This is a genomic window from Streptomyces cinereospinus (assembly GCF_042430725.1).
In the GTDB taxonomy this organism is placed as follows: Bacteria; Actinomycetota; Actinomycetes; order Streptomycetales; family Streptomycetaceae; genus Streptomyces; species Streptomyces cinereospinus.
Genome location: NZ_JBHMCY010000091.1, coordinates 14,884 through 28,231 on the forward strand (window position 1 = coordinate 14,884; position 13,348 = coordinate 28,231).

The window sequence follows — 13,348 nt, forward strand, 5'->3', positions numbered from 1 at the left end:
AGCGGAATGCACGTACGGTCGGGAAGAATCTTCGAGCGGATCGGCCGACCGTTCCCTCCCCATGGGGATCGCCCTGCCCACAGGAGCGTCCATGAACGAGTTACTGGCCGCCGTCACTCAGGCGGCGGACCCGGACCACTTCGCCGCACTGCCCGTTCCGGAGTCGTGCCGGGCCGTCACCCTGCGCCGGGACGAGACCGAACTCTTCGCGGGTCTCGACAGGCGCGACAAGGACCCCCGCAAGTCCATGCACCTGACCGAGGTGCCGGTCCCCGAGCCGGGGCCGGGCGAGGTGCTGGTCGCCGTGATGGCCAGCTCCGTCAACTACAACACCGTGTGGAGCGCCCTCTTCGAGCCGGTGCCCACCTTCGCCTTCCTGGAGCGTTACGGCCGTACCTCGCCGCTCGCGCGCCGCCATGACCTGCCGTACCACGTCATCGGGTCCGACCTCGCCGGATACGTGCTGCGCACCGGACCGGGCGTGCGCGCCTGGCGGCCGGGCGACAGGGTCGTCGCACACTGCCTGTCCGTGGAACTGGAGTCCGCGGACGGCCACGACGACACCATGCTCGACCCGGAGCAGAGGATCTGGGGCTACGAGACGAACTTCGGCGGACTGGCCGAGATCGCTCTGGTCAAGGCCAACCAACTCATGCCCAAAGCCGCCCACTTGACGTGGGAGGAGGCCGCCGCCTCCGGTCTGGTCAACTCCACGGCCTACCGGCAACTGGTCAGCCGCAACGGCGCCGGCCTGAAGCAGGGCGACAACGTGCTGGTCTGGGGGGCGGCCGGGGGCCTGGGCTCGTACGCGACCCAGCTCGTCCTGGCCGGCGGCGCCCAGCCGGTCTGCGTGGTCTCCGACCGGGCCAAGGCGGACCTGTGCCGCAGGATGGGCGCGGAGGCGGTGATCGACCGCACGAGCGAGGACTACCGGTTCTGGAACGCGGACGGGACGCAGAACCCCCGCGAGTGGCGGCGGTTCGGCAGCCGTATCCGCGAGCTCACGGGTGGCGAGGACGTCGACATCGTCCTGGAACACCCCGGCCGGGACACCTTCGGAGCCTCCGTGTACGTGACTCGGCGCGGCGGCACGGTGGTGACCTGCGCGTCCACGACGGGGTACGTGCACGAGTACGACAACCGCTACCTGTGGATGTCACTGAAACGGATCATCGGGTCCCATTTCGCCAACTACCGCGAGGCGTGGGAGGCGAACCGTTTGATCTGCAAGGCGCGGATCCATCCCACGCTGTCCCGGGTCTATCCGCTGGCGGACAGCGGCCAGGCCACGTACGACGTCCACCGCAACCGGCACCACGGAAAGGTCGGCGTCCTCTGTCTGGCCCCCGGGGAGGGGCTGGGGGTGAGCGATACGGAGCTTCGGGCACAGCACGTTTCGGCCATCACTCGATTCCGGGACGCGGCCGAGTCCGCCGCCTGACGATGCTCTGCTGTCAGCGAAGTGCCCAGGGATCCGAGGACAGGCCCTGACCGCCGTGTTAGCGTCGAGACAGTTCCCGCCGCGGCCCAAAACGCCTCTGCACAGGGCGTGTTGGGGCGGCGGGCACAACGACACGAGAAAGACTCCGGGCGGCTGCTGCAAGCGTCGCCTCCAAGATCTTCGGAGGTCCAGTGACCTTAGCGCGCGACTATTCGCCGGCCTCGCGGATGCCGCGGGGCGAGGGCGGGATAAGCGGCATGGGAATGGGCGACCAGGTATTCAGCCGACTCCTGCGCGACCGCATCGTCTTCCTCGGTCAGGAAGTCGATGACGACATCGCGAACAAGCTCACGGCTCAGTTGCTGATGCTCGCCGCGGAATCCGATGAGGACATCTACCTCTACATCAACTCTCCCGGTGGTTCGGTGACCGCGGGAATGGCCGTGTACGACACGATGCACTACATCAAGAACGACGTGGTGACGATCGCCATGGGTTTCTGCGCGTCCATGGGCCAGTTCCTGCTGACCGCCGGCACCAAGGGCAAGAGGTACGCCCTTCCCAACACCAAGATCCTCATGCACCAGCCGTCCGCCGGACTCGGCGGCTCGGCCAGTGACATCAAGATCTACGCCGAACAACTGCTGCGCACCAAGCGCGAGATGGCGGAGCTGATCGCTCGGCACTCGGGGCAGGACGTCGACACCATCACCAAGGACTCGGACCGGGACAAGTGGTTCACGGCCCATGAGGCCGCGGAGTACGGGCTCATCGACGCGGTGATGAAGTCGGCCTCGGGCGTCCCCGGGGCCGGTGGCACGCACGTGTCCTGAACTCGGACGACGGCCCGGCGAGGACCGCCCCGTCGCACGTCGGGGGCCGCGCCGGGCCCACCGCACCCAGCCACCGCAGTCGCACCCGAACCCGAGGGAAACAACAGACCATGGCCCTGCACGATCGTCCGGCCCTGACCTTCGGCGGTACACCGCCCCAAGCCCGGTACATAGTGCCCCGGTTCGTCGAACGCACGGCACAGGGAACCCGCGAGTACGACCCGTACTCCAAGCTCTACGAGGAGCGCATCGTGTTCCTCGGAGCGGAGATCGACGACACGTCCGCCAACGACGTCATGGCGCAACTCATCTGTCTGGAGTCGATGGACCCCGACCGGGACATCGCCTTCTACATCAACTCGCCCGGCGGTTCCCTCACCGCCATGACGGCGATCTACGACACGATGCAGTTCGTGAAGCCCGACATCCAGACGGTCTGCATCGGTCAGGTCGCCTCCGCGGCGGCCGTCCTGCTGGCCGCCGGCACTCCCGGCAAGCGGGCGGCGCTGCCCGGGTCACGCGTGCTGCTGCACCAGCCGCACAGTCCGGGAGAGCGCGGACAGATCTCCGATCTGGCGATCCAGGCCCAGGAGATCCAGCGCGTGCGCGAGCTGGTGGAGAACATCCTCGCCCGTCACTCCGGCCGACCGGTGGAGCAGATAGGGCAGGACATCGAGCGCGACAAGATCCTCACGGCCGAACAGGCGGTCGAATACGGCCTGATCGACCACGTACTGACCAACCGCAAGAACTCACTGAACGATCGGAACAACGGAACGCGATGAAGGACCGCAAGGACCGGATCCCTGCCGATCACTTCTTCTCCGCCGACCTCCGGGTGGGGCGGATCCTGGATGTCCAGGACTTCCCGGAGGCGCGCAAGCCGGCCTACCGGGTCCAGGTCGACTTCGGATCCGCGGGAGTGCTCTGGACCAGTGCGCAGATCACGAACTACTCGTCCGGAGAGCTGAAGGACCGGCTGGTCGTCGGTGTGATCAACCTGCCCGACAAGCGGATCGCCGGACGGACCAGTGAGTTCCTGCTGCTCGGGTCCTACACGGCGGACGGTCTGGTCCACCTGCTGTCCCCCGCCCCGGAGGCGACGCCCGGAGACGTCGTCGGCTGAACCGGAACCGGCCGGCGCCACACAACAGCACGACCCCGATCCCGTAGCGCAAGGAAGTGCAAGGACTGGAGGCGTCGGCATGACCAGGGAAGCCCCGCAGGTGGCGGGGAGCGGATTGCTCGGCACACTGGTGGAGTTGCGCGACGACACCGTGAGGGCCTATCTGCGCGCCCAGCGGGACCACGGGGACGTCGTGCGCTTCCCGGTCGGCCCTCCAGGGCTGCGCGCCCATCTGTACGCGGTGTTCTCCCCGGACGGGGTGCAGCAGATCCTGGGCACCCGGGCGGCCGGATTCCGCAAGGACAACTCCGTCTACGCCGAGATCCGGGCCTCCATAGGCAACGGGCTGCTGACGAGTCAGGACGACGAGTACCTCTTCCAGCGCCGGCTCGTCCAGCCGTTGTTCACCCGCCGCCGCGTCGACGGTTACGCGGCGGCCATCGGCACCGAGGCGGCGGCCACCGCCGACCGCTGGGCCGCCCGGCCCGACGCGACCGTGGACGTCGCCTCGGAGACGGCCGAGTTCGCGCTGCGGGCCATCTCCCGCATCCTGTTCGGCGCCGACCTGGACGAGACGGTGGATGTGGTCCGCCGCTGCTTCCCCGTCCTGGGCGAGCACGTGCTGAACCGAGGCGCCAACCCGCTGCGCTCGCCCAGGAACTGGCCGACCCCGGCCAACCGCCGCGCCGCCGCGGCCCAGCGTGAGCTGTACGCCATCTGCGACCGCATCATCGCCGAGCGGCACGCCTCCCGTACGGCGCCGGAAGGCGACGGCGACGACATGATGACCCTGCTGGTCAAAGCCCGGGACGCGGACGGCTCGGTCCTGGACGCCCAGGCGGTGCGGGACCAGGTACTCGTCTTCCTGCTCGCCGGCCACGAGACCACCGCGACGGCGCTCGCCTTCGCCCTGCACCTGCTGGCCCTGCACCCCAAGGCACAGGAGCGGACCCACACCGAGCTCGACGAGGTCCTCGGCGGCCGGACTCCGGCGGCCGGCGACCTCGACCGGCTGCCATACGTCACGATGGTGCTGAAGGAGGCGCTGCGGCTCTACCCCTCGGTCGCCATCATGGGCCGCAAGGCGGTCACCGACACGGAGATCGGCGGCTTCCGCATCCCCGCGGGCGCCGACGTCTACGTCAGCCCGTACGTGACACATCGCCACCCCGCCTACTGGGACGACCCGGAGGCCTTCGATCCCGAGCGCTTCACTCCGCAGGCGGAGGCGGACCGCCCCCGCTACGCGTTCTTCCCGTTCGGTGGCGGCCCCCGGGCCTGCATCGGACAGCACTTCGCGATGCTGGAGGCCACCCTCGCCCTGGCAACCCTCCTCCAGCGTTTCACCCTGACGGCGGTCGACACCGAGATCCCGCTGGAACTCGGGATGACGATGCGTGCCGCCGGCCCTGTCCGAGTACGTCTCACCTCACGCTGACCAGGGAGAACGCGGATGAAGACCTCGCTGGGCTGGGACGGCGAAGCCGTCATCGCAGTGGATCAGCGCGCGTTGCCGGGAGAGTACCGTCTGCTGCGGCTGGTCACGGTGGACGAACTCATCGGCGCCATCCAGTCCCTGGCCATTCGCGGGGCGCCCGCACTGGGCCTGGCCGGCGCCCTGGGAGTGGCCCTGTCCGCACTGCGGCGCACGGCCACGGGGAACGGTGTCACGGAGGCAGTGACAGCCGACGCGAGCCGTATCGCACAGGCTCGTCCGACCGCGGTCAACCTCGAGTGGGGAGTCCGTCGAGCGCTCGGCCGACTCGGCGACGGTCCGGACGCCGTACTGGCCGAGGCACTGGCGATGATCGAGGAGGACACGGCGACCAACCGTGCCGCGGCTCTGCGCGCGGCTGACCTGGTGCTGTCGCTCACGGAGAGGCGTCCGCTGCGCATCCTCACGCACTGCAACACAGGACGGCTCGCCACCGCCGCGGGCGGGACGGCGCTGGGAGCCATCCTCGAACTGGCCGAACGCGACTGTGTGGCCGAAGTGCTCGTCGACGAGACCCGGCCGCTCCTCCAGGGCAGCCGCCTGACCGCGTGGGAGCTGGGCGAGGCGGGCGTGCCCTACCGCATTTGCGTCGACTCCGCCGCGGCGGCCGCCATGGCCCGCGGGCTGGTGGACTGCGTGCTGGTGGGAGCCGACCGGATCGCCGCCAACGGCGACGTGGCGAACAAGATCGGCACCTACGGGCTCGCCGTGGCGGCCGCCCACCACGGCATTCCGTTCCTCGTCGTCGCCCCCGAATCCACCTGGGACCGGACCCTGCCCGAGGGATCGGCCATCCTCATCGAGGAACGCGACCCGGCCGAGGTCACCCACTGCGCGGGCACCGCCCTGGCACCCGTCGGCGCAGCCGTCTACAACCCGGCGTTCGACGTCACTCCCGCGAGCCTCATCACGGCGACGGTCTCCGAGGAAAGGACGGTTTCCCGTCCCCGCACGAGGGACTCCGGAACGTGACGCGGACGGAGGGCGGGTGGCTCCCGTCCCCCGGCGCGGTCCGGGGAACCCGCCCGCCGGCACCTGCGTCCATCCGTCACTTACCTGGCTTCATGGGGCTGATATGACACTTCTGATCACCTGGCCCGAATCCGGCCCGCAGACCGTTGTCCGCCGCACGTCCGAGCCCGCCGAGATCGCCGCCGCCCTCGCCCCGCTCCGGGTGCGCTACGAGCAGTGGCCCGTACGTCACGACGTGCCGGCGGACGCGGACGGCGACACCGTCCTGGCCGCGTACCGCAGCGAGATCGACAGGCTGAACGAGGAGGAGGGGTTCGTCACCGTCGACGTCGTCTCCCTGCACCCGGAAACCGCCCCCGACTGGCCGGCCCGGGCACGGGCCGCCCGCGAGAAGTTCCTCGACGAACACACCCACGACGACGATGACGAAGTGCGCTTCTTCGTCGCCGGGGCCGGGATCTTCTACCTGCACGCAACCGGCGAGGTCCATGCCGTGTACTGCGAGAAGGGCGACCTGCTGGGGGTACCGAAGGGAACCACCCACTGGTTCGACATGGGCACTCGACCCAGCTTCACCGCGATCCGCTTCTTCCACGAGGAGGACGGCTGGATCGGCAGCTTCACCGGCTCCGGCATCTCGTCCCGGTTCCCCGACTTCGACACGATCCACGCCGGCCTCACCGCGGAGCGGGAAGCGTGACCGTCACGTGCGAAGCGGACGCCGTGGTGCTCGACATCGAGGGCACCACCAGCGCCACCGCGTTCGTGACGGAGGTGCTGTACCCGTACTCGCGCCGGCGGTTCGGCGCGCTGCTGAACGAACGGAACCAGGAAGCCGACGTCCGCCGAGCGGTCGACCAGGTCCGCCGGCTGCTCGGCGACCCGCAGGCGGACATGACACGCGTCGAGACGGCTCTGCACACCTGGCTGGCCGAGGACCGCAAGGTCACGCCGCTGAAGACGCTCCAGGGCATCGCCTGGGCCGAGGGGTTCGCGCGGGGCGAGCTGGCCTCGCACTTCTACGACGACGTGGCGCCCGCCCTGCGCCAGTGGCACTCCGAGGGCGTACGGCTCCACGTGTACTCATCCGGTTCGGTGGCGGCTCAGCGCGCCTGGTTCGCCCACAGCACCAGTGGTGACCTGTCGCCCCTCATCGACGGACTGTTCGACACCGAGAACATCGGCCCCAAACAGTCCTCCGCGTCGTACCGGGCCATCAGCGAAGCCCTCACCACTCCCCCCGGCCGGACCCTGTTCCTTTCCGACCGGCCGGCCGAACTCGACGCGGCGCGGGCGGCCGGCTGGCTCACCGTGGGGGTGAGGCGTCCCGGCGAGCCGTACCACCGGCACGGCACCGGCGGCCACCCCCTGATCGAGTCGTTCGCCGATGTCCGAGTCCGCCGGACCCACGGCGAGGATGCGAGGAACCCGCGGTGACCGAACGGACGACGGGCCCCGGCACCGGCCTGGCCGAGGCCGGAGCGGTGCTGGCCCGCGAGGCAGCCCGCTTCGCCTCCTTCGGCTGGATGCGCGGCACGTCCGGCAACCTGTCGGTGGTCACGAACCGTGACCCTCTGCGCCTCGCGGTCACCGCCAGTGGCCTGGACAAGGGGGAGCTGACAGCCACCGATGTGGTTCTGGTCGACGCCGCCGGCCAGGCCGTCAGCGGCGGCAGGCCGTCGGCCGAGGCGGCGCTGCACGCCCGGGTGGTCCGGCTGACCGGTGCGGGGGCCGTGGTGCACGTCCATACCATCGCTTCGGTCGCCGTCGCGGAGCGCTGCCCCGAGGGGATCGTCTTCCGCGACCTCGAAATGCTCAAGGGCATCGGCCGGCCGACGCACGCCGGGGAAGTGGTTCTCCCGGTCATCGGGAACAGCCAGGACATGGCCGTCCTCGGCGACCGCCTGGAGGCCGCCCGTGATCCGGACATGCCGGCTGTGGTCGTGGCGGGACACGGGCTGTACGTGTGGGGCGCGGACCCCCGGCAGGCGCGGCACCACACGGAGGTCGTGGAATGGATGCTCCAGCTGCACCTCGCCCGGCGTTGAGGCGGAGTGCCGAGCGGGGCTTCACCCGCGGGTCGGCCCGGGTCGCTCGTCGGCGCGTCGCGGCATGCCGCCGCACGGCATCCGGACGGCCCGGGTGCCGGCCGCCTCGCGGTGTGCGGGGGCGCGCCACCGGGGCTGCCGGGGCTCCGGGCGGGCGGGCGCGGGCGGGATGGCGTGCTCGGCCGGTTCGCCGGGCGTGACGGTGAACGGTGCGCCGTGGTGCAGCAGTCGCAGGGGTGCGCCCCCCAGCAGGACGTAGCGTGCCGTGCCGGCGCGGATCTCGACCCGCAGCCTGCGGCCCCGGACCAGCACGGTGAACGTGAGACCGGTCAGCTGCCCGGTCAGGCGCGGCGCGAACCCCACCCCGGGCCCGTCCGGGCCGGCGCCGACGTGCTGACGCATCCCTCCCAGCCCTTGGACCAGGGCGATCCAGGTGCCCGCGAGGGAGGCGATGTGCAGCCCGTCGCGGGTGTTGTGCTCCAGGTCCTGAAGGTCCATCAGCGCGGCCTCGCTCAGGTAGTCCCAGGCCAGCCCCGCATGTCCGGTCTCGGCGGCGAGGACGGCCTGGCAGCAGGCGGAGAGGGAGGAGTCGCGGACGGTGAGGGCCTCGTAGTAGGCGAAGTTGCGGGCCTTCTCCTCGTCGGTGAAGGCGTCCGGGCAGGTCATCATGGCCAGGACCAGGTCGGCCTGCTTGACGACCTGCTTGCGGTAGAGGTCGAAGTACGGGAAGTGCAGCAGCAGCGGGTACTGCTCCGGTGCCGTCGCCTCGAAGTCCCAGCGTTGCAGGGTGGTGAAGCCCGCCGCCTGCTCGTGCACGCCGAGCCGGTCGTTGTACGGCACGGCCATGCGGGTGGCGGCGTCCCGCCAGGCGGCGGCCTCCTCGGCCGAGGCGCCGAGAACCGCCGCCGCGTCGGGGTGGCGGAGCACGCAGGCCGCGGCCGCCACGAGGTTACGGCGTGCCATCACGTTGGTGTAGAGGTTGTCGCGGGCGACCGCGCTGTACTCGTCCGGCCCGGTGACCCCGTCGATGTGGAAGACGCCCTCGGCGTCCGCGCGGCCCAGCGAGTGCCACAGCCGGGCGGTCTCCACCAGCAGCTCCAGCCCCGGCCCCCGCTCGAACTCCGCGTCCCCGGTGGCGTGCACGTACCGCACCACCGCGTCGGCGATGTCCGCGTTGACGTGGAAGGCGGCCGTGCCGGCGGGCCAGTAGGCGGAGCACTCGGCGCCGCTGATGGTCCGCCAGGGGAAGGCCGCCCCGGCCAGGCCGAGCTGGCGGGCCCGCTGCCGGGCCGGCGGCAGCGTCTCGTGCCGCCAGCGCAGCGCCGAGGCCACGGCGTGCGGAGCGGTGAAGGTGAGGACGGGCAGCACGAACGACTCCGAGTCCCAGAACGCGTGCCCGTCGTAGCCGGTGCCGGTCAGGCCCTTGGCCGGTACGGCGCGGCGCTCGGCCCGCGCGGCCGCCTGGAGCACGTGGAACAGGGCGAAGCGGACGGCCTGCTGGATCTCCCCGTCGCCGGTCACCTCGACGTCCGCCCGCGACCAGAAGTCGTCCAGGTAGGCCCGCTGTCCGGCGAGCAGGCCCTCCCACCCGGAGCTGCGGGCGGCCGCGACCGCCCCCTCCACCTGGTCCCGGACGGCGGGCAGCGACCGCTGGGCCGACCAGCCGTACGCCACGAACTTGACCAGTCTGAGCCGTTGCCCGGGGGCCAGGGTGGCGGTGACGGTGAGCCGGCTGACGTCGGGTTCGCTCCCGGCCGACCAGGAGGTGCCGTCGGGTCCCTCGACCAGGTGGTCGGCGGCGGCGCCCACCCGCTGGCCGCTGTGACCGGTGCGGTGCAGCAGGCGCAGCCGGGTGTCCCGGGCGAAGTCCTCCTCCGCGCGCAGCGGCGCGTCGATCACGGCGGCGACCCGCGGGTCGCCGGAGGTGCGGGGAAGTTCCTCGTTGGCGACCAGCTCCGACTGGACGGCCACGGTGATCGGGGAGTCGAGCGCCGCCACCTGGTACTCCACGGCGGCGACCGCCCGCTGGGTGAAGGACACCAGTCGGCGGGAGACGACGCGGACCGCGGTCCCGGCCGGGCTGATCCAGTCGACGGTCCTGCTCAGCACCCCGGTGCGGAAGTCCAGCACCCTCTCGTGCGCGACGAGTTCGCCGTAGCGCAGGTCGAACGGCTCGTCGTCGACGAGCAGCCGGACGACCTTGCCGTCGGTGACGTTGACGGCCGTCTGGCCGGACTCCGGGTAGCCGTAGCCCGCCTCGGCGTACGGCAGCGGGTGCACCTCGTGCACCCCGTTCAGGTACGCGCCCGGCAGCCCGTGCGGTTCCCCCTCGTCGAGGTTGCCCCGCCAGCCGACGTGCCCGTTGGCCAGCGCGAACACGGACTCGCTCTGGGCGAGGACGTCGAGGCTCAGCTCGGTCTCGCGCAGGCACCAGGGCTCGCAGGCGTAGGACGGGTGGGTGATCACCGGGGTTTCTCCAGCAACTGGGCGAGGCCGGTCACGGCGAGGTCCGCGCCGTGCCGGCGCAGTTGCGCCGCCCGGCCGGTCCGGTCGACGCCCACGACGGCGCCGAAGTGCCCGGCCCGGCCCGCCTCCCCACCGGCCAGGGCGTCCTCGAACACCGCGGCCGCGCCCGGATCGACGCCGAGCAGACGGGCGCCGGCGAGACAGGTGTCGGGCGCGGGCTTGCCGCGCAGGCCCCGCTCGCGCCGGGTGACGCCGTCCACGCGGGCCACCAGGAGGTCCTCGACGCCGGCCGCGGCCAGCACGTCACGGCAGTTGGCGCTGGAGGAGACGACGGCGCGCCGCAGGCCGGTGTCCCGGGCCGCCCGCAGGTAGGCGACCGAGCCCGCGTACGGCTTGACGCCCTGCTCGTGGATCATGCGGAGCAGCAGCTCGTTCCTGCGGTTGCCCACGCCGTGCCCGGTCTGCCGGTCCGGCCCGTCGTCGGGCGTGCCCTCCGGCAGCGCGATGCCGCGCGACGCGAGGAAGGCGCGGACGCCGTCCTCGCGCGGCCGGCCGTCGACGCAGTCGTCGTAGTCGCGGCCGGCGTCGAACGGTACGAAGGTGCCGCCCCGCCGGCCGGCGCGCCGCCGCAGGAACGCGTCGAACGTCTCCTTCCAGGCGGCGGCGTGCACCTCGGCGGTCCCGGTCAGCACGCCGTCGAGGCCGAAGAGGCAGGCACGGACGTGGTCGGGCAGGCCGAGCACGGCTCACCGCCCGTCCGGCGGGTACCAGCGGTGCGGCCGTACCGGCCGGTGGATGCTCTCCGGCCACCGGGATCCCGTGGACACGGCTCGGCCGGCGGCGGGTCCTTCAGCAGGGGCTCGGCGACCTCCCCGAGGCGGTCGAGCCGGCCGGCCGGGGCGGTCCGGGTGACGTCGCGCCGGTCGGGCCGGTCGTCAGTGGCTGCCATGGTCCGCTTCCCCGTCCTGGACGGAACCCACCGTCCTGCACAGCACGCTAACGGCGGCGGCGGTCCCCGGCCGTGCGGAAGTGCTCCAGGCGGGGGGCGGGCCGCCGGGCCGGGCGGGTGCGGCTCACGGCTCGTCCGCGGCGCCGAGGCCGGTGAGGGCGCCGACCGGGTCGGGGTCGGGGGTGCCCCGGGGCCACCAGTCGTCCTGGCCCGGTTCGGACTCGTAGGCGTACCACAGGGCGTCGCGGCCCAGGCGCAGCTGGACGTGGCCCTGCGGGTGGGTGAGGCGGTTGCGCCAGGGGCGGAAGGCCGGCAGGTCGGCGGCGAGGAGCAGGGGGCGGGCGCGGTCGAAGCGGCCGGCCGGCGGGTCCCAGGGCTCCTCCAGGACGGCCAGGCCGTCGGGACCGCCCTGCCGCCAGGCGGCGACGGCCCGCGCCAGCTCCGCCGGGGTACGGCCGGCCGCCGAGGCGAGCGAGGAGTACAGGGCGCGGCTGCCCGCGGTGAGGCCGGAGCCGGGGCGGGCCGCCGCGAGCCGTACCGCGTCCTGCCACAGGCTCAGCTCCGCCACCGGGTCGCGGCCGGTGCCGAGCAGGGCGTGGGCGCGGGCGGCGGCGTCGGTGGCCAGCTGGTCCAGCGCGAACGGGTCGGGGCCGCCCGGGGCGGCGGGGTAGACCGGGGGGTGCCCGGGGTGCGGGGGGACGGGCGACGGCGGCGGCAGCGGCGGGAGCGGGCCGCGGGCCAGGGCGTCGGTGGCCCGGACGCCGGGCAGCGGGGCCGGTTCCCGCTCCTGGGCGGCGCGGGCCGCGCGGGTGGCGCTGCGGCGGGAGAGCGCGTCGAGCAGCTCGCGTTCGCCCCGGCCGCGCAGCAGGAGCAGCACGAAGGGGTCGGCGTCGAGCAGGCGCGCGGTCTGGTAGCACAGGGCGGCGGCGTGCTTGCAGGGATGGCCGCGGTCGGGGCAGCTGCAGCGCGGGGCGAGGTCACCGGGGCCGGGCAGCAGCGGGACGTCGCCGTCCGCGAGCGACGGGGGCATCTCCTTGTCGAGCAGCGCGGCGATGTGGCCGGGCCGGTCGGCGGCGGCGTCCAGGAACCGCTCCCAGTCCGTGTCGTCCAGCGTGCGCAGCCGCACCTGCACGCGGTACGGCCGGGGGCGGCTGCCGCGGACGTACGCCAGGACCAGGCCCGGGGTCACCGTGATGGCGTCCACGTGGCCCTGCTGGGCGTAACCGCGCCCCCGCGCCAGCCGCCGGACGTCCAGCGCGCCCCGCTCCAGCGCGGCGATCCAGGCGGCGCCCCACCAGGTCCCGGCGAAGGCCTCCTCGCCCCCCGAGGGGCGGGGAGGGAAGGCGGGAAAGGTCCGGCGCAGGTCACCGTCGCGGTGCGGGGAGGCCATGGAGCGAGGGGTGCGGGGGGACGCGGGGGTGGGTTCGGGGGGTGTGCCGGGGGGAGGGGCGGGATGGGTCGGGTGCGGGGGCGCGCCGCCGGGGTCACCGGCCGGATACAGGGACGCGCCGCCAAGGTCACCGGCCGAGTAGAGGGACGCGCCGCCAAGGTCACCGGCCGGGCGCACCGGGGGCCCGCCACCGGGGTCACCGGCCGGGCTCGAAGGCCCGCCGCCGAGGTCACCGGCCGGGGACGTCGAGGGCCCACCGCCAAGATCACCGGCCGGGTACAGGGACGCGGCGCCACAGACACCGGCCGCGTACGGGGGTCCGGCGGTGGGCTCCACGGGTGCGCCGGCGGCAGCGGTGGGCCCGGCCGGTCGCGTTGCCCCCCTGCCGGGGTCACCGGTCGGGCGCATGGGCGCATCGCCGGAGTCAGCGGCGGGCCGCGCCGGGGGCGTGGGCACGTCACCGGGGGCTGCGGCGGGCCGGGCACGGCCCGTGGACGCAGCGCCGACGTCAGCGGCCGGACCCGGGCACACGGCGTCGGCGTCGGCGTCGGGCCGCCCCGACGTGACGGGGGATGCGGCGGGCCGGGCACGGCCCGTGGACGCAGCGCCGACGTCAGCGGCCGGACCC

Annotated in this window: 12 protein-coding genes; 9 read left to right on the forward strand and 3 right to left on the reverse strand. The window is 73.0% G+C overall.

Annotated elements, in window-relative coordinates; translation table 11 throughout:
* Positions 1 to 91: 91 nt before the first annotated feature.
* The 9 genes from ccrA (at position 92) to mtnB (ending at position 7,915) form a co-directional block, all read left to right on the forward strand.
* Complete coding sequence (gene ccrA / locus ACFF45_RS31550) at positions 92 to 1,441, forward strand: crotonyl-CoA carboxylase/reductase (RefSeq protein WP_381350230.1); 1,350 nt, start codon at positions 92 to 94, stop codon at positions 1,439 to 1,441.
* A 227-nt stretch (positions 1,442 to 1,668) separates the two neighbouring features.
* Entirely contained in the window at positions 1,669 to 2,274 is a 606-nt protein-coding gene (locus ACFF45_RS31555; RefSeq protein ID WP_381350246.1) for an ATP-dependent Clp protease proteolytic subunit, read from the forward strand.
* 110 nt (positions 2,275 to 2,384) lie between these two features.
* Positions 2,385 to 3,059, forward strand: coding sequence for an ATP-dependent Clp protease proteolytic subunit (locus ACFF45_RS31560; protein WP_381350231.1), 675 nt, complete (start codon positions 2,385 to 2,387; stop codon positions 3,057 to 3,059).
* Entirely contained in the window at positions 3,056 to 3,400 is a 345-nt protein-coding gene (locus tag ACFF45_RS31565) for a tRNA-binding protein (RefSeq protein WP_381350232.1), read from the forward strand. The genes ACFF45_RS31560 and ACFF45_RS31565 overlap by 4 nt, the downstream gene beginning before the upstream one ends.
* Before the next feature lie 79 nt (positions 3,401 to 3,479).
* Complete coding sequence (locus ACFF45_RS31570) at positions 3,480 to 4,838, forward strand: cytochrome P450 (RefSeq protein WP_381350233.1); 1,359 nt, start codon at positions 3,480 to 3,482, stop codon at positions 4,836 to 4,838.
* Between the two features lie 15 nt (positions 4,839 to 4,853).
* Positions 4,854 to 5,867: an S-methyl-5-thioribose-1-phosphate isomerase gene (gene mtnA / locus ACFF45_RS31575; RefSeq protein ID WP_381350234.1), complete on the forward strand. Its 1,014-nt coding sequence runs from the start codon at positions 4,854 to 4,856 to the stop codon at positions 5,865 to 5,867.
* 103 nt (positions 5,868 to 5,970) lie between these two features.
* A complete protein-coding gene (locus ACFF45_RS31580) occupies positions 5,971 to 6,567 on the forward strand; it encodes a 1,2-dihydroxy-3-keto-5-methylthiopentene dioxygenase (RefSeq protein ID WP_381350236.1) in 597 nt (198 codons plus the stop codon).
* Positions 6,564 to 7,304: an acireductone synthase gene (gene mtnC / locus ACFF45_RS31585; protein ID WP_381350237.1), complete on the forward strand. Its 741-nt coding sequence runs from the start codon at positions 6,564 to 6,566 to the stop codon at positions 7,302 to 7,304. The genes ACFF45_RS31580 and mtnC overlap by 4 nt, the downstream gene beginning before the upstream one ends.
* Entirely contained in the window at positions 7,301 to 7,915 is a 615-nt protein-coding gene (gene mtnB, locus ACFF45_RS31590) for a methylthioribulose 1-phosphate dehydratase (RefSeq protein ID WP_381350238.1), read from the forward strand. Before mtnC ends, mtnB begins: the two co-directional genes overlap by 4 nt.
* A gap of 21 nt (positions 7,916 to 7,936) precedes the next feature.
* Here mtnB and ACFF45_RS31595 read toward each other — a convergent pair whose 3' ends face one another.
* From ACFF45_RS31595 to ACFF45_RS31605, 3 genes are all read right to left on the reverse strand, one after another.
* Entirely contained in the window at positions 7,937 to 10,381 is a 2,445-nt protein-coding gene (locus ACFF45_RS31595; RefSeq protein WP_381350240.1) for a glycoside hydrolase family 65 protein, read from the reverse strand.
* Positions 10,378 to 11,124 carry an HAD-IA family hydrolase gene (locus ACFF45_RS31600; RefSeq protein WP_381350242.1) on the reverse strand — a complete coding sequence of 249 codons (747 nt, stop codon included), beginning with the start codon at positions 11,122 to 11,124 and terminating at the stop codon, positions 10,378 to 10,380. Before ACFF45_RS31600 ends, ACFF45_RS31595 begins: the two co-directional genes overlap by 4 nt.
* 330 nt (positions 11,125 to 11,454) lie before the next feature.
* Positions 11,455 to 13,348, reverse strand: a 1,894-nt coding sequence (locus ACFF45_RS31605) for an SWIM zinc finger family protein (protein ID WP_381350244.1), incomplete at its 5' end; no start/stop codon positions are given.

Bases quoted from the DNA above. Each gene is read 5' to 3' on its own strand.
- ccrA (WP_381350230.1), top strand. From the start codon at position 92: ATGAACGAGTTACTGGCCGCCGTCACTCAGGCGGCGGACCCGGACCAC.
- ACFF45_RS31555 (WP_381350246.1), top strand. From the start codon at position 1,669: ATGCCGCGGGGCGAGGGCGGGATAAGCGGCATGGGAATGGGCGACCAG.
- ACFF45_RS31560 (WP_381350231.1), top strand. From the start codon at position 2,385: ATGGCCCTGCACGATCGTCCGGCCCTGACCTTCGGCGGTACACCGCCC.
- ACFF45_RS31565 (WP_381350232.1), top strand. From the start codon at position 3,056: ATGAAGGACCGCAAGGACCGGATCCCTGCCGATCACTTCTTCTCCGCC.
- ACFF45_RS31570 (WP_381350233.1), top strand. From the start codon at position 3,480: ATGACCAGGGAAGCCCCGCAGGTGGCGGGGAGCGGATTGCTCGGCACA.
- mtnA (WP_381350234.1), top strand. From the start codon at position 4,854: ATGAAGACCTCGCTGGGCTGGGACGGCGAAGCCGTCATCGCAGTGGAT.
- ACFF45_RS31580 (WP_381350236.1), top strand. From the start codon at position 5,971: ATGACACTTCTGATCACCTGGCCCGAATCCGGCCCGCAGACCGTTGTC.